Origin of the sequence: Caballeronia zhejiangensis (genome assembly GCF_000698575.1) — a bacterium.
Classification (GTDB): Bacteria; Pseudomonadota; Gammaproteobacteria; order Burkholderiales; family Burkholderiaceae; genus Caballeronia; species Caballeronia zhejiangensis.
On sequence record NZ_JFHD01000065.1, the window covers coordinates 1 to 16,869 of the forward strand.

The following is a 16,869-nucleotide window of genomic DNA, read 5'->3' on the forward strand; positions in this document are numbered from 1 at the left end:
CACGGCGAAGATCTTTGCCCGCAGCGTGCGTTCAACAGCTGTGCGCGCTCGCAGCGGGACCAACACAGCGGTTCGTTTAGCGGGGGCCTGGAGACGCTCGGCGAGCTCCCCGATCGTGGCCCATGAGCGTCCTGGCGTGCTGCCGCCGTGAACCATTAGAGACTTTCGAAGCGCGGTGATCCCGGACGATTGCGTTAGCGCCTCGGATTGCTGCAGCTGCGTGCTCAGGACCTGTCGAAAATGCGAGAGCTGCTGCACATCGTTACTGCCGTGCACCGCGCGCCTTACATGTTCTTGTCGATCAGCCGACACCGCTGCTAGCGCTAACGTCAGGTGTGCAAGCCGCGCCAAGCTCACGTCAGCGAACCGTTCGCGCACGCCCCAGCAAACTTTGCAAGCGTTTGAAGAAATATCACAGCGTGATACATATCATTTGGGGTGAGTCGTATGACGTGTGCACCGGTTGCGTCGCGCGACCAAGAATTGGAATAGCAGTTGCTCTGCGCTCAGCAAGCCGACGCAGCCAAATCTGGCATTGATCGGGCGCAGGAAGAAGGCGGAAGTGCATTCAAGCGATTTCGGTCCGAAGATCCAGGAGACAGCGTGGTGCGCCATGTTCTCGTGTCGGTTGTGCAGGTCGGAGCCTTGCTCTCTGCCGCGCTCTATCATCTCGACGCCCTCGGCGCCGAAGCGCCTTCGCGCGAAGCAGACGCTCTGGCGGCAGCGTCGACGCCGCTCGCGTATTTTCTGCGCAGCAAGGGGCCCGCTGCACAGCCAGTCATTTATCTCGGATGGACGCTTGCGACCATATGCGTGCTCGTGTGCGCGATCATTGCCGGAATGCTTCTCATCGGCATGTTTCGGCGCAGGAAGCAACCGGACGCGCGAGCGCTCGTCTCCGAGGGTGGGCTGCCTTTGGTCTTTGTTGGCTCCTTGCTCTCCACCATTGCGCTTTTCGGCATTGCCGTCTATATGCTTTCTGTGCTCGCGGAGGTCGCAGACCCGCCAAATGCGCCAGAGTTGACTGTGGCGGTTACTGCCTACGATTGGTGGTGGAAAGTCGACTATGGAGAGGGCGGGAGCCACTTCTCAACGGCCAATGAGTTGCATATTCCATCCGGCGTGCCGGTGCTCGTGCTGCTGAAAAGTGCCGACGTCATTCACGCTTTCTGGGTGCCGGACTTGTCGGGCAAGACGCAGACGATTCCCGGTATCACAAACCGGCAGTGGATTCAGGCGGACCACCCGGGGATTTTTCGAGGCCAATGCACGCAATATTGCGGTGTACAGCACGCCCATATGGCGTTCGAGGTGTACGCACAGCCGCAGCCGGACTATGACCGTTGGTACGCCGCGCAAATGAGGGCAGCACGCGCACCGTCGACAGCGCAAGCGATACGAGGGAGGAAGCTCTTCGAAGAACGCTGCGCGGGATGCCATACGGTTCGCGGCAGCAAAGCCGCCGGCGTTCAGGCGCCCGATCTCACCCACGTGTTGTCGCGTCGGCTGCTTGCGGCAGGAAGCGTCATCAATACACCGGAGAACCTGATCGACTGGATCCAGCACGCCCAGGAAATCAAGCCCGGCACGCTCATGCCCGACATGAAGCTCGCGCCCGCTGAAGCGAGCGACTTGTCGGCCTACCTCGCTACTCTCAAGTAAGGAACAGACGATGGCCGCTATCGGTGATCGAAGCGCTGCGCAGGCCCATCGGGTCGCCTTCCGACGCGAGCCTGAGTTTGGCAGCGTCCCTCAGGGGTCGGAGGCCGAAAAGCGTCTGCGTGAGATCTGGGAAGGCGATGCGGGTTGGCGCGGTTTCATTACAACCGTCGATCACAAAAAGATCGGCTTGCGCTACATCGTGACAGCCTTCCTGTTTCTTTTGCTGGGCGGAATTGAAGCGCTTGTTATGCGGCTGCAGCTCGCACAGCCCAACGAATCACTGGTGACACCTGGCCAGTTCGCCGAGCTTTTCACGATGCACGGCGTTACGATGATCTTCTTGTATGCGCTTCCGGTGCTCAGCGGCTTCTCGAATTACCTGTGGCCGCTCATGTTGGGTTCTCGCGACATGGCGTTTCCTCGTCTGAACGCGCTTTCGTATTGGGTCTTTCTCTTTGCCGGCATCTTCCTTTATGGCAGCTTTCCGTTCGGGCAGGCGCCCAACGCCGGCTGGTTCAACTATGTGCCGCTTTCATCCCTGGAGTACAGCCGGGGAATAAATATCGATGTCTATTCCCTCGGTATGGTGCTGCTGGGCATCTCGACGACCGTTGGGGCAGTGAATTTTGTGGTCACGCTTTTTCGCATGCGCGCGGTCGGCATGTCCGTGGACCGGCTGCCGATTATCGTGTGGGGCACGCTGACTATTTCGTTCGCGAATCTTTTCGCCGTGCCGTCGGTGAGTCTGGCGTTCCTGCTGCTGTGGATGGACCGCAATATTGGTACGCATTTCTTCGACGTGGCGAGCGACGGCCGGCCGCTGCTCTGGCAGCACTTGTTCTGGATGTTCGCGCATCCGTGGGTCTACGTCGTCGTGCTGCCCGCTATGGGCATCGTCTCGGATGCCCTGCCGACCTTCTGCCGTCGTCCCCTCGTCGCGTACGCGGCCGTAGCGATGGCTACCGTCGGGACGATGATCGTCGGTTTCGAAGTGTGGATCCATCACATGTTCGCAACCGGGATCACGCCCCTGGCACTGGCCTTCTTTGGCGCGGCGAGCTTGCTCATTTCGATTCCAAGCGCGGTCGCCGTGTTTGCATGGGTCGCGACGATATGGACTGGACGGCCCGTTTTCGCTGTACCGTTCCTCTATTTCGCGAGTTTTGTGCTGATGTTCGTCATTGGCGGCGTCTCCGGCGTGATGACGGCCGCAGTGCCGCTCGACTGGCAGCTTACCGACACCTACTTTGTCGTGGCGCATCTGCATTATGTGCTGCTGGGGATCAATGTTTTCCCGGTCTTCGGCGGAATCACCTACTGGTTTCCAAAATTCACCGGACGGATGATGAATGAACGATGGGGCAAGATCGCGTTCTGGATCATCCTCGTGGGCTTCAATCTTGGCTTTTTTCCGATGCACATCTCGGGTTTGCTCGGCATGCCCCGGCGCATCTACACCTATCCTGAAGGCATGGGGTGGGATACGTCGAACCTGATTACGACAATCGGTTCCTTCATTTTTGCGTTAGGCGTGCTGCTCTTTGTCGTGAACGCACTCGTCTCGGCACGCCGCGGACGTGAAGCGCCGAAGAACCCGTGGGACGCGCCTGGGCTCGAATGGTCGACCGAGTCGCCGCCGGCGCCATACAACTTTGCAGTCTTGCCGGTGATCGAATCGCGGCATCCGATGTGGGAGGATCGCCTTCAGCCGAAGGGGCGGCAGTCGAGCCTGGCATCGGGTTACCTGCTTCATCGGGGACGGGAGGCGCTTGGAGTACACCCTTTCAGCGGCAGCCCCGATGTCATTCTCAGGATGCCCGAGGACGCGTGGTCGCCATTCTTTCTCGGACTTTTCGGCGCACTTGTTTTTGTAGGCGTGCTGCTGCGCTTGCCATCTTTCACCGTTGTGGCACTCGCGGCGGCAGGCGCAACACTCATCGCGTGGATGTGGCCGCGGCGCGCGCTTGCGCAGCGCGAGCCCCCCGGAACCGCGCAGACAGTTCCCGCGATCACTGGCAGAAGCAAGGATGCCCTGCCGGTCGGAAGTGCGGGCGAGCACTCAGGCGGATGGTGGGGCGTCTCGGCACTCGTCGCGACGGAAGCCAGTCTTTTCGGTTATCTGATCTTCTGCTACTTCTACTCGCAATCGCAGACGACCCTCCCGTGGCCGCCGGAGGGCATGCCGAAGATCGGCACCGGCGCGCTGAGCACCGGCACACTCATCTTGAGCAGCGTGTTCGCGTGGCTCTCAGAGCGAACGCTCAAGAAAAGCAAGCGCTGGCAAGCATTCGGTTGGATGTTGGTCGCCATTGCGCTGGGCATCACTTTCGCTGGCATGCAGTGGAAGGAGTGGCACGACCATCCGTACGGTATTACCGCTCATCTCTACGGTTCGCTTTATTTCACTATTACGGGCTTTCATATGGCCCACGTCGCCGTCGGGCTCGTTATTCTGGTTCTGCTCGCCGTATGGATAGCGTTAGGGTACTTCGACGCAGAGCGCAATGCGCCCATGCGAATCGGCGGACTCTACTGGCATTTCGTCGACGTCGTCTGGCTATTTATATTCACGTCGTTGTATGTGACGCCGTTCTGGATGCGAGGCCACTGATGCAAACGCCCGTGCCCGCGGAGAAGTCGGCGCTCACTCAAAGCGAGAAGCGTCTTCTTGGCCTATGCGCGAGTGCAGGCTTTTTCTTCACGCCCGGCGCGTGGCTGCTTCACGTGATGGTCTCTGAGACGATCTCCGCCCAAGCCTGCTCCGCTGGATCGATCCCGCGTGTCAAACCTGTCTTTCCGAATCTCGTTGGATGGTTGTATGGAACGTCGATCGCTGCCTTCGCCGTCGCGGCCATATGCGCCGCCCTCGCCGTGTACGGCTTCGTGTTCCTAAGGCGCAAGCAAAAGCACGTCGAAGAACAGCGTTCGGATGCAGAGTCATCCGAGGAGCCATCGCGCGATCAAGAGCAGGTGAGTCGTAAGCGCTTCGTTGCACTGTGCAGCGCGCTGATCGGCTGCGGATTTGTCGTCGGGCTGGGGTTCACGGTCCTTGCCGAAGTGTTCTTCCAATCTTGTAGCCAGTGGCATTGACATGAACGCGATCAGAACCCGAGATTGGCTTGTCAATGCGCTCATGATTGTGGCGCTAAGTGCATGTGGCGAACGCTCGACGGATCGTTTGTACGAAAACATTACCGCGCAGTCACCGTCGACATTCGATCCGCAGCTGATTGCACGAGGCGAATATCTTGCAAAAGCCGGCGACTGCAGCGCATGTCACGACGCTGCGGACCATACGCCGCTGGGCGGCGGCATGCCTGTGAATTCGCCTTTCGGTCCGATCTACGCGACCAATATCACACCGGACCCCGAGTTCGGTATCGGTCGCTATAGCTTGCGAGACTTCGCCGACGCTCTGCGCGAGGGCAAGCGCCGCGACGGCAAGCGGCTTTATCCGGCGATGCCATATCCTTCGCTTGCGAACATGACCGACGATGACGTGACCGCGCTTTACGCGTACTTGATGCACGGCGTCGCATCGGCCGCCAAGCGTTCTCCGCAGACGCACTTGCCGTTTCCATTCAATCAACGTTGGGGCATGCTGTTCTGGAGCCTCGCGTTCGGCAATCACGACCGGTACCAAACAAGTTCAGAACAAACCGCGCAATGGAATCGAGGCGCGTATCTTGTTCAGGGACTCGGGCATTGCGGTGCGTGTCACACGCCGCGAGGCCCCGCTTACAATGAACTCGGCTATAGCGAAGCGTCACCATGGTATCTGACTGGTGGCGTCAATGATCACTGGCTCGCCCCTAATCTGACCGGCGATCCAGGCAGTGGTCTCGGGCGCTGGTCGGCGGACGACATCGTTAGATTCTTGCGGACCGGCCACGGCTCGGGTGCAATCGCATTTGGCGCCATGGTCCCTGTAGTTGAGGAGAGCACGCAGCATCTGTCCGAAGCGGACCTACAGGCAATCGCCCTCTACCTGAAGTCACTTCCGGCTCGACAGACCTACGGCAGTTTCTCAAACAACGCGCACGCGCGGGTGCAAACGGCACGAAGTATTTCGACCGGTGAAGTCGAGCGTCCTGGCGCCGGCGTGTATCTATCGTTTTGCGCACGATGCCACCAGGCGGACGGACGGGGTCAGCCCGGAAAGGTTGCAGCGCTCGCCGGCAATCCGCTTGTGCTAGCCGAAGATCCGACCTCGGTGATGCGCATCGTCATAGAAGGCAGTAAGAGTCCGAAAACCGACACCGGACCCGCGCCTCAAAAAATGCCCGGTTTCCACGGCACGCTGACGTCCGCAGAAATTGCTCAGGTGGTGAGCTTCATTCGTGGCGCTTGGGGCAATCACGCCGCACCGGTGGCGGACCGGGAAGTAGAGCGCCTGCGATCGGCGATCCACCAGTGAAGACGCCTGCAGTGCCTCAAACTAGCGGAGAAGACACTTAGTAAATGCTCGTCGTAACCCTTGCAACCACGTGGGGCTCGTCATCGTCCATTTGTTGGTGCGCGATTGAGATGTCTTGAGAGGAGGCAGCGTGGCATCTGGCTATCCGTGGCTAGACGCATACTGGCTGCCGGGGGGATTCCGAACCTGCTGAATGAAGAGCTTCCTGTGGACGACGAAGCCGGGTTCCCTGTTGACGAGCCGCGGCACACTTGCCCCGCGCACACGACTAGCTGCTCTGGGTTCTGCAGCTTGCGGACGCCCGGTTGGGGGGCAGAGGCCGCCACTCCTTCCTTAATGTCAACGAGACACCGGTGACAGTTCGGAAGACCGAGAGTGCATGTCCGGCAGCTCACCGGGCGGTCCCTTGACACTTAAGCACCGACCCGCGGCGCACTGTTGCACGACGTCGAGAGACTCCGGTCGCCGCAACCACGAAGCAATCGACGCCGCGCCGACAGCGTCAGTCACTCCTCGGGCATCGTCGGCGTCGATCCTTTTGACTCCGTCGACATGGCGTCAGCGCCGCTTTCAAGAGAGTCGGACGTACCTTCCAACTGCTTGCGCGCCAGGCCCCAAAACTTTTCGGACTGGCCTTCGGGGGAGCCGGCTTCTTCCCATAGTTGATATGCCAGCGCACGAACTTGTTCTTCACTGAAAGGCACGTTCATTTTGTTCCTCGCGGGTTTCGTACGATATAGAGTCGTTTGATATAAGGAGCAATCGCATGAGTGCGTCGTTTGAGCCCTGCTTAAAGTCCCTTGTTCGCGAACGATTGCTATCCAATTCGAGATCTGCTCGCTACGGATCGGTGCGGTCAGGTCAGCATTGGCCGTCGCCTGTCGCGCACCTGGGCCGCGCGCGCATCATCGCGCTGCCCGGACATGCATGCAACCATGATACTGCGATCGCAGCTTCTTCGAGCAAATACGTGCAACTCGTAGTCCGCATGTTGTCGTGGCGGTGCTGATTTCATTCATAACGTACGCCATCGCGCAGCATAAATAGGAATCGGCCCTTGCCGACGCCTCCTTGTTCTTCGGAAAGCTTGGATGCGTCGAAACATGCGGACTGGTGAAGAGCATCCGCGGCGTCGGAAAAAGCAGCCGCTTACCATGGCATCATTCCCGTGTTGACTTCGACGGTGTCGAACGCGACGGAAGAAACCTTAAATGGTTTTCCAGATATGCGTTGCCTTGTTCATAGCACCGGGCAGGTCGCGCGATTCACGTGGAGAACTAAACACAACGGGTAGTCACGAAATGCTGGGCGTTCGGCGGATTCCCTGCAGAATTGCAAGACTATCGGTCTTTGACGGCTTTTGCAGCAATGCCCGGTCCGATTGAGTTTCGGAGTTGCGCGAATTTTGGCATCGGTGGCGGAAAATCGCGCTCTCCGTTCGTACGTCAATGGACATGGAGCAGATTTTGCTTAGTGTAGCCAAGCACTCAGGGCTCAACACGCCAGAGTTGTACCTTTCGCCATGGACAACAATAGCCTCCGCCGGCCCAAGCTGGTCTTCTTTCCAACGAAGTGTCCCGAGCCGACTCCTGGTCGTTCGGCCGACGACTACCGCGTGTACGCGTCGTATCGTCCGGGCACCACCGGGCGCTTCGTGGGTACATTGAAGGTCGTACGTGTGACGGACGGACGACTGCTCTTTCCTTTTGATGGCGCCGAGGAAATTGGTCCTTTCGAGACCAAGGAGGCGGCGAGAGGGGCCGCGTCGCGTCGCGGTACGGAAATCGTCGAAGCGGACCTCCATTCACCGGAACTCTGACCGGTCCTCCAACCCAAGGATCTACGGCCGGTAGACAGCCCGTCACGCCTGTCACGCCGGCGAGCGGTGCCAATCACAGCTCGTCCGCCCGAAAAAGCAAGCCCGCCTCCGAGTAGAACGCGCGCCCGCGACACAAGGCGACGTTTAAGTGCCGGAGGGCCCGACCGGCGCCATCAACTCGATGAGTTTGAACAGGCAATCTGGAGTGCGACCTTTTCGGCAGAACGCGTCGATCTGCGCTTGTTTGCCGCGTTCGACGACCTCAGCTTCGTCAAGCGAGCTCTACCCGAGGATAGGATTCACGCATGGCCGTAGCCGACGGGACGAATGCCCGCCGCCACGAGCGTCTGGGCCGCGCGGGTGCCCGCAAGCCCCGCGCCGACGATCACCACGCGCGCAGCCGCGCTCATCGCGTCTCTCCCGAGTGCGTGACCACGCGCATGCCCGCTTCGATGCGCGTCGAGCACGCGCGCATGCGCCGGCCGCTTTCATCGCGTACCCAGCAGTCCTGACAGGCGCCGATCAAGCAGAATCTGGCGCGCGGCTTGCCGCTGAATTCGCTGTCCCGCACGTGACGCTGCTGCATGAGGATCGCGGTCAGAATCGTGTCGCCGGCGAGTGCGTCGGCTGGCGCGCCGTCGAGAACGAAGGAGATGCGCTCACGGTCTTGCTCGACGAGGCGAACAAACTGCGGCGCATGATGAGGCGTTGCGTGGCTCATGAGGGTGAGTTCAGTGCTGGCCGATCAGAATGCGGTTGAGCCCGTACACGCGGTCGAGGATCAGCATCGCTCCCGCGGTGATGAAGATCACCAGCGCGGAGTCGGCGGATCATCGCCACGAGGCTCGGGCGCTCGCACCAGTGCTGCTCGAATTTGGCCGCGCCCTCGCGGTTCTTCCGCGTGACCCGATTCCGTCGTGATCTACCTGCACCGGCGCGAGCTTCAGCGAAAATAGCCCGGCTCTTCGAACCAAGCGCTGTCGTTTGGTCTCGCGAGACTGCGCAGAATGAGTTCAAGCGACGCGCGCTAACCGCTCGTCACGAACACCTGTTCGGGCGCGCACTCGACACCGCGTGACATGCCCACATAAGTCGCAACGCGTTCGCGAACCGCCCGAAGCCGGCCGGGTCGGGATAAGTGAGCGAGGCTAGTTCTACGCTGCGCGCCCGATGCGCGATGATGCGGCTTCACACTTTGCGCGGAAAGCATCCAGCGCGGGCAATCCGGGACGTAGCGGGCGGGCTTTATGGCCGAGTCCTATGTCAGTGCCGGTTCCGCGCGCGGCACATCTGCGCATTCTCGTACCCGAGGCGCTGCCAAGTTCAGAACCGATGCCGGCAGCGACGACGACACAAAAGTGCCCGCAGCGCCACGCATCTGGAGATAGCCCTCGTCGACGAGTATGTCGTATGCCGTTTCCACCGTGCCGCGCGCCGTGTTGAGCTGCGTGGCAAGCGCGCGCAGCGCGGGAACGCGGTCGCCGGGCTTGAGGTGTTTCGCCCTGATCGCGGCCTTGAAGCGCTCGCAGATCTGCAGATAGATCGGCAGTGTCTGGCGCCGGTCGATATCGATCTTCAGTGCGTGTTGCGGGTTCCGCATGCGTGATCCTTGGACTAGTCAGATCGACGATTCTTGTCCCTTTTAACCAAGTCATGATTCTCACACAATGACTTCACTTTCACCAATTGAACGAGGTGTGTCATGAAGATCGTCGTCATCGGAGGGACCGGGCTGATCGGTGCGAAGGCTGTGGCCTTGTTGCGCAAGAAGGGGCATGAGGCGGTCGCCGCATCGCCGAGCACGGGCGTCAACGCGATCACCGGCGCGGGCCTGTACGACGCACTGCGCGGCGCGCATGTCGTGATCGACGTGACCAATCCGCCGACGTACGAAGGCGATGCCGTTATGTGTTTCTTCCGCGATGCGACGCGCAATCTCATTGAGACCGAGCGCGAAGCGGGCGTGCAGCACCATGTGGCGCTGTCGATCGTCGGCGTGGATCGAATGGAGGGCAATGCATACTTCGCGGCGAAGTGCGTGCAGGAACGGCTGATTGCGGCATCGCCCGTGCCTTATTCGATCGTGCGTGCCACGCAGTTCATGGAGTTTCTCGGCACCATCGCCGATCTGAGCACCGCCGACGGCGCTGTGCGTCTTTCACCGCATCAGTTCCAGCCCATCGCCGCCGATGATGTCGCGGCCATCATCGTCGAGATCGCCCTAGGCTTGCCGCTCGACGGCACCGTGGATATCGCCGGTCCCGAGCGCGGCGCGATGCATGCGTTCATCGGCACCTATTTGCGCGCCACGCGTGACGCACGCAGGGTGATCGCCGACGACAAGGCAACCTACTTCGGCGGCTCGATGGCCGAGAATTCGCTCGTGCCGACCGGCCGGATGCGGCAGGGCCGCATGACTCTCGGCGACTGGCTGGACCGTATGCGCTTGACGGATACGACAACGGCCTGATGCGTCTCTGACATTCACGGCTTGATGTGGAACGTGCGCGACCATGCGTTGCTGCCGGACGGCTTCGTCGGCAGGAAAACTCCGCTGAGCATCGTCGGCGTAACATCACGAGCCGTGCGCAAAGGTGAAGTAACCGACCTGCGCCTGCAAAGCGCAGGAGACATTTTTCAACGGACGAAAGGTAAAGGACGAAGATGACCCGCTTGAACTGGCACGAGATTGCCCCGGACGGCGCAAAGGCGCTTCTGGGTGTCCATCAATATGTGACGAAAAGCACCAACCTGCCCGAGGAGCTTATTCATCTTGTGTTCCTCCGCGTTTCCCAGATCAATCGATGCGCTCATTGCATCGACAAGCATAGTCGTGATCTCAGAAAGACGATGTCCATCGACAAGATCACTCTGGTGCCGGTGTGGGACGAGGTCTCGCACCTGTTCTCCGATCAGGAGCGCGCAGCTCTCGCCTGGGCCGAAGAGGTGACGCGCGTAAGCGAAACGCACGCTTCGGATGAAGCCTATGCAGCGGCCTCAGCGGCATTCGCGCCGAAGGATCTCGTCGATCTCACGATAACAATTGCCGCGATGAACGCTTTCAACCGTCTCGGTGCGCCATTCCGACTGCCGGTGGCTGCCAAGGCTTAAGCTCAATGCGGCGTCTGACGGCGCGTGTCGGACAAGATCCGTGCAATGTCTTTGCGCGAACGGAAATAGCTCGATGTTTCGGCCGCCACTAAAGATGCATCTGTTTGTCTCTAGTTGATTGTGGAAGGGCCTTGCAGATCGGGGACGTAAAAGTGAGGCTTGCATTCATGGGATTCAAACCTAGGTCAACGATACCAGAGTCGATCGAATCTAAGTGACGGGTATGTCCCGGGAACGGTCAAAGAGACGACGCATGACGACGGGCCGAAGTGGGTCGTAAAGACCCATTCATAAGCTCAGCTTTCCGGTAAGCCGCGGCGGGATGCGCCAGGGTGAAGGGACTTACAACTGCCGTACGCCGGCCAGCGTGCGTCTGGCCGGCGACACGATCCGATCAACGTTCGAATCGGCCGGCACATACGGACGGATGCGTCCTGTGTTGCCCCGCTAAGGCGTCGTTTTGCCTAACGCAGACACGCAACTAATCGTCAACCCTTCACCCACCAATGAAGTAAACACCTCCGCGACATTCGTGATCGTCATTAGGACACCCGCTGGCAATTAAGCACGCGAGAAGTCAGTCTCCGTTAGGCGAACAGGGCGCGTTGATCGCGCCAGCAGCGTGCGTCGCGCGACCGCTTCGCTTTGACAAAACCCTTTCCTGAATACGCTCATCAGTCGGGCATCGTCCGCATCGGGCTTAAGCCAGAAAAAGACTTGCATACAGCGGCGCGGCATGACGCAGGTTACGCTTTCTCTGCGCCATTCGACGACGAAGTTGAGCGTCTGTTTGTCGGCAGAGATGTGCGGTTGGGGCACAAACAATTTCATGAGCGGCGTTGGATCACTGCAGAGACTCGGAAGGCGCTTAGAACGACGCGTGGGGCGCGACGTCGCTACGCTTCACCAGTCTACGCGCTGTTTCTCTTCGGCTCCTGATGGCGCCGATCGTCGTAGACGTGCAGATAGATGCTGGTTGTCGTCAGCGAAGCGTGGCCGAGGTTGCCGCGCACCGTGCGCAGGTCAATCTTTTGATCCGCCATATGCGAGCCGGCACTGTGCCGCAGCCAATGCGCGGACGCTTTTTCGAGGAGATCAGCCCGCGCGCTCGCCGTCTCATCTCGCTCACGCAAGCGCGCCGCTGCGCCCGTAAAGACGCAATTCACGATGGCGTGCAGCGCCGCACGCGTAAGCGGCGCGCACCTCTCGATGCGTGCGTTCGACGCCGTGGCGCCAATCAGCAGCACAAGCGGCGTGTCTTCGTTGGGCAACGGCAGGACGCTTAATCCAAGCTGTTGGCGATAGCGGGACAGTTCCATCATAATGTCAAATAGCAAATGCACAAATTCAATCAATGGGATATGTGCATCGACGGGCCGTGCGAACCGGTGGCATTTGCAATGTTGCGCCCGCTCGCGTAGGATGTAGCACATGTGTAGCACGATGAGGATGCCATGTCGACCACCACACTTCGCCTGCCGTCAGAGCTTCGCGAGCGGGTCTCCCGGCTGGCCGACAAGTCCGGCACCACGGCACACAGTTTCATGCTCGACGCCATCGCAGAGCGCGTGGCGAACGAAGAATTGCGACAGGCGTTTCTCGACGAGGGGAATGCTCGCGTAGCAAAGATGCTAGAGACGAATGCGGGGCTCGAATGGAACGAGATGCGTGAGTATCTGCGCGAGCGCGCAGCAGGCGGCTCGCCGGGAGTACCCAAGGTCAAGCGATGGCGCGAATAGTCCTCGCGCCGGAAATTCACGAGGACTTCGATCGCATCTTTGAGTTTCTCTTCGAACATACGCCAGAGCGTGCAGTCGAGCGCATCGAAGACATCGTGTCCGCACTCGACATCCTCCAGTCAAGCCCGATGATCGGCCGGCCGGTCGACAACTGTCCAGGCATGCGCGAGTTGGTCATTTCAAACGGTGCCCATGGCTATCTGGCGCTGTATCGGTGGTTGCTAGAGTTCGACGCGGTTTTTGTTGTGGCGATTCGAAGTCAGCGAGAACTGCGCTACCGACGAGAATCTCCGTAAGCTTGCGCGCAGAATCATCTACGGTCGCGGCGCTGCTGGAACGCGAGCTCGATGCATTGCCCGAGTTGTTTCGCGCCGTATTCGCGATGCGCTTGATCAAGGAAATGAGCGTCGAGGGAGCGGGCAGTGTCTCCACCCACCCGAAGCGACCGTGCGTAGCCGGCGTTTTCGCGCGCGCGGAAGTTGCGCGAATCGCTTGCTCAGGCGCTCGATCTTGCCCAGCGCGATGTGTTCGAATGCGGCGGGCGCAGTGCGATTGCGTCGTGGCGAGCGTACTACCGAAGAAATCCGTTGACGCGTCATAGCATTGCCGACGCGTTCTTCGAAGCACAAGGAGGGCGCCATGAACAGAAACAGCGCGGTTGCGCGGAGAATCGGCATCGGCCGGGCTTGCGCGATAGCGGGAATTGCTGGCCTGAGTTGTTTTTCGAACGTGGATGCCCGGACGATCACTGTTCTGTCCGGCACCTATGGCGCGAACTGCGGCGCACCGGCCGGCAATGCGACGGGCGATCTCGCGCGTCAATGCGATGGCCGCGATACCTGCCAGTACGTGCCGGACCGGCAAAGCATCGGCTACACGGCGCGCTCATGCAGCACAGATCTACAGGCAGAGTGGCGCTGCACCGCCACCGAAATTCATACCGCGATGCTCAGCCCCGAGGCCGGCACGGACGGTACGCTCGTGCTGAGCTGCATCGAGGAGAACGGACCGGGACATTGAGTAGCATCGGGCTGCGCGCAGACGCACGTTGAGTCGGCAACCGGTGCGTTTGGACCGTGAATAACCGTGTAGATAACACGCAGGATCAAGCGCGATGTTTCCGGAAGCTGTGGACAAGGCGAGCGACCTGCCAGGCGCCTCGGGCCGCTTCCCAGCTTTCTTACATCCGTCCGCAAATTCCCCGAACGGCGACATCCGGTCATTCATGTCGTCGGCCAAATGGACATTCGAAAGGCAACTTCAGACGGCGGATTCAACCGGTCGATGCAATAGCCTGATGGAATCGTTCGGCTGCCGTTTCGTAATCCAATGTCTTCCTTGGGCGCTCGTTCAGCCGTCTCGCTACAGCGTTCAGTTTCGCTTGCGAATATGCCGATAGATCGATGCCTTTTGGAAAGTACTGTCTCAACAGCCCATTAGTATTCTCGTTGGAACCGCGCTGCCATGGGTGTTTGGGATCGCAGAAATACACGGCGACGTCGGTGGCAACGGTGAACCGCTTGTGTCCCGCCATCTCCGTGCCCCGATCCCAGGTGAGGGATTTATAGAGTTCCTGGGGAAGCTTCCCCGCGTGTTTGATGAGCGCGTTAGCCACCGTTTCACTGTCCTTGCTGTCAATCTTGACGAGCATGACATAGCGCGTGTGTCGCTCGACAAGCGTGGCAATCTGACTGTTACAACTGCCGCACAGGAGGTCGCCCTCCCAATGCCCCGGAACCGCGCGGTCTTCAACAGTAGCGGGACGTTCGCTGATCGAGACCGCATCGCGGATACGGCCGTGATCCTCAGTCTTCTGCGTGTGATGACGTGATCGACGCATGGCACGGGTGCGCCGCAGGTGCTCCAACAGCTCTTTCTTCGTAAGCGGCTCGCGACGGCCATTCTCGACGGCTGAGCGAACCCGTTGGTAGTTTAGTTCCCGCTAAATAATTTGGTGGGAGCTAAAGTGGACGAGACATTGAATCGGATCGCGACGTGCAAGCGACCAAACTTTCGGGTAGAGACCAAGCGGCACCTGGTCGAGCAGACGTTTGAAGCAGGGGCTTCGGTTTCGCTGGTTGCACGCCGTAACGACGTCAACACCAATTTGCTGTTCAGGTGGCGGCGTCAGTATCTGCAAGGCGTGTTCGGCGCGCCATGTCCAGAGCATGCGGCGGCGGCCTCGAAACCTGATGCCAGCTCGACGGTACTTCTTCCAGTGAGCGTTGTCGCGGAGCCTTCGGAGGCAACGCCCATGACCGACGATACCAACTCGCCGTCCGATAACGTCTGCGAGATCGAATTTGATCGTGCGCGCGTTCGAATCTCCGGTGAGGTCTCGCCGGCGTTGCTGCGGCTGCTCATTCGGGAGCTTGCCCGATGATCGGCCTGCCGGCGGGCACGCGTGTCTGGCTCGTTGCCGGCATTACCGACATGCGCTGCGGCTTCCAAGGGCTGTCGGCGAAGGTGCAGACAGCGCTCGATGAGAATCCACTGGACGGTGACGTCTTCATCTTCCGCGGGCGCCGCGGCGATCTCGCGAAGGTGCTTTGGGCTACTGAGGACGGACTCTGGCTTCTCGCGAGACGATTGGAGCGAGGCCGTTTCATCTGGCCTCAGGCCGATGGCGGCAAGATCCATCTGACGAGTGCACAGTTGTCGATGTTGCTCGAGGGCATTGACTGGCGACAGCCACGACGCACCGCCGCGCTCTCGATGTTGTAAACCGCGAGCAAGGCTCGTAAACTGCGACGCATGTCCGATCAAGCGCCGCTTCCCGATAACGTCGCCGAGCTCCGTGCCATGGTGCTCGCGCAACAGGCGTCGCTGCTTGAGCACCAGGCATCGATTGCGAAGATGGTGGAGGAACTCGCCGCGCGAGATGAAGAGATCGAGCGCCTGAAGGCGCAGATCGACAAGCTCAGGCGGATGCACTTCGGGCGCAAGTCCGAACAACTCGCCAGGCAGATCGACAAGCTCGAGGCGCAGCTGGAGGACCTGACCGCCGGCCGGGGTGCTGCCGAGGCGCGTAACGAGCGCGACAGGACACCGAACGCGCCGGCCAGCAAGTCGCCTTCGCGAGAGCCGCTCCCGCCGCACCTGCCGCGCGAGGAGACGGTACTCGAGCCTGATCCGCTCTGCCCCAAGTGCGCGACGACCATGCAGCCGCTGGGCGAGGACGTCTCCGAACAGCTCGCGCGCGTAGCCGCCGCATTCAAGGTGATCCGCACGATCCGGCGCAAATTGCTTTGCCCCGGCTGTGGCCATATCGAACAACTGCCGATGCCGAGCCTGCCGATCGAGCGCAGCATCGCGCATCCAAGCCTGCTGGCCGATATCGCGGTATCGAAGTTCGCGGATCACCAACCCCTGTATCGCCAGTCGGAGATCGCGGCCCGCGACGGCGTGACACTTGATCGCGCCAGCATGGGCCGCTGGGTCGGCCAGATCGTTGAACTCTGCATGGTGCTGGTCGAGGCGATCCAGCGCTACGTGCTCGCTGCCGGCAAGCTCCATGGCGACGACACGACGGTTCCCGTCCTCACACCGGGCAATCAGAAGACGACAACCGGCCGATTCTGGGTCTATGTGCGCGACGACCGACGCTCGGGCTCGACGGAGCCTGCGGCAGTTTGGTTCACGTACTCGTCGGACCGCAAGGGTGTTCATCCACAAACACACCTCGCCAACTTCAAGGGAATCCTGCAGGCAGATGCCTACGCCGGCTTCGACCAGCTGTACGCAAGCGGCGACGTCTTCGAAGCGGCATGCTGGGATCACGCGAGGAGGTACATATTCGACGTTCACGAGCGTACGCCGACTCCGGATACCCAGAAACTGCTCGAGATGATCGGCGAGCTCTACAGCATCGAAGCTGACATTCGCGGCAAACCTCCCGATGAGCGGTTGCGTGTGCGGCAGGAGAAGAGCAAGCCTCTGCTCAACACGTTCGAATCGACGATCAGGGCCAAGCTTGGGACGCTGTCGAAGAAGTCTACGCTTACGGGCGCGATCAACTACTCGCTGAACCACTGGACGGCGCTCACGTTCTACTGTGAGGACGGACGCGCCGAGATCAGCAATGTGCTTGCAGAAAATGCCCTGCGTTGTGTAGCGTTGGG

Annotated in this window: 16 protein-coding genes and 4 pseudogenes; 13 read left to right on the forward strand and 7 right to left on the reverse strand. The window is 60.3% G+C overall.

Annotated features, from left to right (window positions below; genetic code table 11):
• Positions 1 to 606 precede the first annotated feature (606 nt).
• The 4 genes from coxB to BG60_RS34935 are packed head-to-tail and all read left to right on the forward strand — an operon-like array spanning position 607 to position 6,079.
• Positions 607 to 1,662 carry a cytochrome c oxidase subunit II gene (gene coxB, locus BG60_RS34920; RefSeq protein ID WP_034474438.1) on the forward strand — a complete coding sequence of 352 codons (1,056 nt, stop codon included), beginning with the start codon at positions 607 to 609 and terminating at the stop codon, positions 1,660 to 1,662.
• Between the two features lie 10 nt (positions 1,663 to 1,672).
• The gene (gene ctaD / locus BG60_RS34925) at positions 1,673 to 4,273 is read left to right on the forward strand and encodes a cytochrome c oxidase subunit I (protein WP_008344833.1); all 2,601 of its coding nucleotides are present in this window, start codon (positions 1,673 to 1,675) and stop codon (positions 4,271 to 4,273) included.
• A complete protein-coding gene (locus BG60_RS34930; RefSeq protein WP_008344832.1) occupies positions 4,273 to 4,752 on the forward strand; it encodes a hypothetical protein in 480 nt (159 codons plus the stop codon). Before ctaD ends, BG60_RS34930 begins: the two co-directional genes overlap by 1 nt.
• A 1-nt stretch (position 4,753) precedes the next feature.
• Positions 4,754 to 6,079, forward strand: a complete 1,326-nt coding sequence (locus BG60_RS34935) for a c-type cytochrome (RefSeq protein ID WP_033535760.1) — start codon at positions 4,754 to 4,756, stop codon at positions 6,077 to 6,079.
• Between the two features lie 506 nt (positions 6,080 to 6,585).
• On the opposite strand, the gene BG60_RS34940 is transcribed toward BG60_RS34935, so the two are convergent.
• Complete coding sequence (locus BG60_RS34940) at positions 6,586 to 6,789, reverse strand: DUF2934 domain-containing protein (protein ID WP_008344828.1); 204 nt, start codon at positions 6,787 to 6,789, stop codon at positions 6,586 to 6,588.
• A gap of 812 nt (positions 6,790 to 7,601) precedes the next feature.
• On the opposite strand from BG60_RS34940, the gene BG60_RS34945 reads away from it, so the two are divergent.
• The gene (locus tag BG60_RS34945) at positions 7,602 to 7,898 is read left to right on the forward strand and encodes a DUF6723 family protein (RefSeq protein WP_033535761.1); all 297 of its coding nucleotides are present in this window, start codon (positions 7,602 to 7,604) and stop codon (positions 7,896 to 7,898) included.
• A 406-nt stretch (positions 7,899 to 8,304) separates the two neighbouring features.
• On the opposite strand, the gene BG60_RS34950 is transcribed toward BG60_RS34945, so the two are convergent.
• The 3 genes and pseudogenes from BG60_RS34950 to BG60_RS40280 all read right to left on the reverse strand — a co-directional run.
• A complete protein-coding gene (locus BG60_RS34950; protein ID WP_008344825.1) occupies positions 8,305 to 8,619 on the reverse strand; it encodes a (2Fe-2S)-binding protein in 315 nt (104 codons plus the stop codon).
• Between the two features lie 10 nt (positions 8,620 to 8,629).
• A pseudogene (locus BG60_RS38550) lies at positions 8,630 to 8,719 on the reverse strand (ABC transporter permease); the annotation flags it as partial.
• A 131-nt stretch (positions 8,720 to 8,850) separates the two neighbouring features.
• Positions 8,851 to 9,498: pseudogene (locus BG60_RS40280) on the reverse strand (aminotransferase class I/II-fold pyridoxal phosphate-dependent enzyme); the annotation flags it as partial.
• 102 nt (positions 9,499 to 9,600) lie between these two features.
• On the opposite strand from BG60_RS40280, the gene BG60_RS34960 reads away from it, so the two are divergent.
• Together BG60_RS34960 and BG60_RS34965 are read left to right on the forward strand one after the other, a co-directional pair.
• Positions 9,601 to 10,368 carry an SDR family oxidoreductase gene (locus BG60_RS34960; protein WP_008344819.1) on the forward strand — a complete coding sequence of 256 codons (768 nt, stop codon included), beginning with the start codon at positions 9,601 to 9,603 and terminating at the stop codon, positions 10,366 to 10,368.
• Between the two features lie 194 nt (positions 10,369 to 10,562).
• Positions 10,563 to 11,009 (forward strand): carboxymuconolactone decarboxylase family protein, encoded by a 447-nt coding sequence (locus BG60_RS34965; RefSeq protein WP_008344817.1) that lies wholly within the window; start codon positions 10,563 to 10,565, stop codon positions 11,007 to 11,009.
• Between the two features lie 561 nt (positions 11,010 to 11,570).
• Here the strand turns inward: BG60_RS34965 and BG60_RS34970 are convergent.
• Both BG60_RS34970 and BG60_RS34975 read right to left on the reverse strand, forming a co-directional pair.
• Entirely contained in the window at positions 11,571 to 11,840 is a 270-nt protein-coding gene (locus tag BG60_RS34970) for a DUF1488 family protein (protein ID WP_034474441.1), read from the reverse strand.
• 72 nt (positions 11,841 to 11,912) lie between these two features.
• Positions 11,913 to 12,337, reverse strand: a pseudogene (locus tag BG60_RS34975) (tyrosine-type recombinase/integrase); the annotation flags it as partial.
• Positions 12,338 to 12,463: 126 nt separating this feature from the next.
• Between BG60_RS34975 and BG60_RS34980 the strand changes: the two are divergent.
• The 3 genes from BG60_RS34980 (at position 12,464) to BG60_RS38905 (ending at position 13,768) form a co-directional block, all read left to right on the forward strand.
• Positions 12,464 to 12,748, forward strand: a complete 285-nt coding sequence (locus tag BG60_RS34980; protein WP_008344815.1) for a CopG family ribbon-helix-helix protein — start codon at positions 12,464 to 12,466, stop codon at positions 12,746 to 12,748.
• Positions 12,736 to 13,044 carry a type II toxin-antitoxin system RelE/ParE family toxin gene (locus tag BG60_RS34985; RefSeq protein ID WP_008344814.1) on the forward strand — a complete coding sequence of 103 codons (309 nt, stop codon included), beginning with the start codon at positions 12,736 to 12,738 and terminating at the stop codon, positions 13,042 to 13,044. The genes BG60_RS34980 and BG60_RS34985 overlap by 13 nt, the downstream gene beginning before the upstream one ends.
• Positions 13,045 to 13,387: 343 nt before the next feature.
• Positions 13,388 to 13,768, forward strand: a complete 381-nt coding sequence (locus BG60_RS38905) for a hypothetical protein (protein ID WP_008344812.1) — start codon at positions 13,388 to 13,390, stop codon at positions 13,766 to 13,768.
• A 253-nt stretch (positions 13,769 to 14,021) separates the two neighbouring features.
• On the opposite strand, the pseudogene BG60_RS34995 reads toward BG60_RS38905, so the two are convergent.
• Positions 14,022 to 14,627: pseudogene (locus BG60_RS34995) on the reverse strand (IS30 family transposase); the annotation flags it as partial.
• Between the two features lie 87 nt (positions 14,628 to 14,714).
• On the opposite strand from BG60_RS34995, the gene tnpA reads away from it, so the two are divergent.
• From tnpA to tnpC, 3 genes are all read left to right on the forward strand, one after another.
• The gene (gene tnpA, locus BG60_RS40035) at positions 14,715 to 15,131 is read left to right on the forward strand and encodes an IS66-like element accessory protein TnpA (RefSeq protein WP_008344809.1); all 417 of its coding nucleotides are present in this window, start codon (positions 14,715 to 14,717) and stop codon (positions 15,129 to 15,131) included.
• Positions 15,128 to 15,472, forward strand: coding sequence for an IS66 family insertion sequence element accessory protein TnpB (gene tnpB / locus BG60_RS35005; protein WP_008344807.1), 345 nt, complete (start codon positions 15,128 to 15,130; stop codon positions 15,470 to 15,472). The genes tnpA and tnpB overlap by 4 nt, the downstream gene beginning before the upstream one ends.
• Positions 15,473 to 15,502: 30 nt before the next feature.
• Positions 15,503 to 16,869 (forward strand): IS66 family transposase (tnpC, locus tag BG60_RS35010; RefSeq protein WP_034474444.1); only part of this gene is annotated, 1,367 nt, incomplete at its 3' end.

Bases quoted from the DNA above. Each gene is read 5' to 3' on its own strand.
- ctaD (WP_008344833.1), top strand. From the start codon at position 1,673: ATGGCCGCTATCGGTGATCGAAGCGCTGCGCAGGCCCATCGGGTCGCC.
- BG60_RS34930 (WP_008344832.1), top strand. From the start codon at position 4,273: ATGCAAACGCCCGTGCCCGCGGAGAAGTCGGCGCTCACTCAAAGCGAG.
- BG60_RS34935 (WP_033535760.1), top strand. From the start codon at position 4,754: ATGAACGCGATCAGAACCCGAGATTGGCTTGTCAATGCGCTCATGATT.
- BG60_RS34940 (WP_008344828.1), bottom strand. From the start codon at position 6,789: ATGAACGTGCCTTTCAGTGAAGAACAAGTTCGTGCGCTGGCATATCAA.
- BG60_RS34945 (WP_033535761.1), top strand. From the start codon at position 7,602: ATGGACAACAATAGCCTCCGCCGGCCCAAGCTGGTCTTCTTTCCAACG.
- BG60_RS34950 (WP_008344825.1), bottom strand. From the start codon at position 8,619: ATGAGCCACGCAACGCCTCATCATGCGCCGCAGTTTGTTCGCCTCGTC.
- BG60_RS34960 (WP_008344819.1), top strand. From the start codon at position 9,601: ATGAAGATCGTCGTCATCGGAGGGACCGGGCTGATCGGTGCGAAGGCT.
- BG60_RS34965 (WP_008344817.1), top strand. From the start codon at position 10,563: ATGACCCGCTTGAACTGGCACGAGATTGCCCCGGACGGCGCAAAGGCG.
- BG60_RS34970 (WP_034474441.1), bottom strand. From the start codon at position 11,840: ATGAAATTGTTTGTGCCCCAACCGCACATCTCTGCCGACAAACAGACG.
- BG60_RS34980 (WP_008344815.1), top strand. From the start codon at position 12,464: ATGTCGACCACCACACTTCGCCTGCCGTCAGAGCTTCGCGAGCGGGTC.
- BG60_RS34985 (WP_008344814.1), top strand. From the start codon at position 12,736: ATGGCGCGAATAGTCCTCGCGCCGGAAATTCACGAGGACTTCGATCGC.
- BG60_RS38905 (WP_008344812.1), top strand. From the start codon at position 13,388: ATGAACAGAAACAGCGCGGTTGCGCGGAGAATCGGCATCGGCCGGGCT.
- tnpB (WP_008344807.1), top strand. From the start codon at position 15,128: ATGATCGGCCTGCCGGCGGGCACGCGTGTCTGGCTCGTTGCCGGCATT.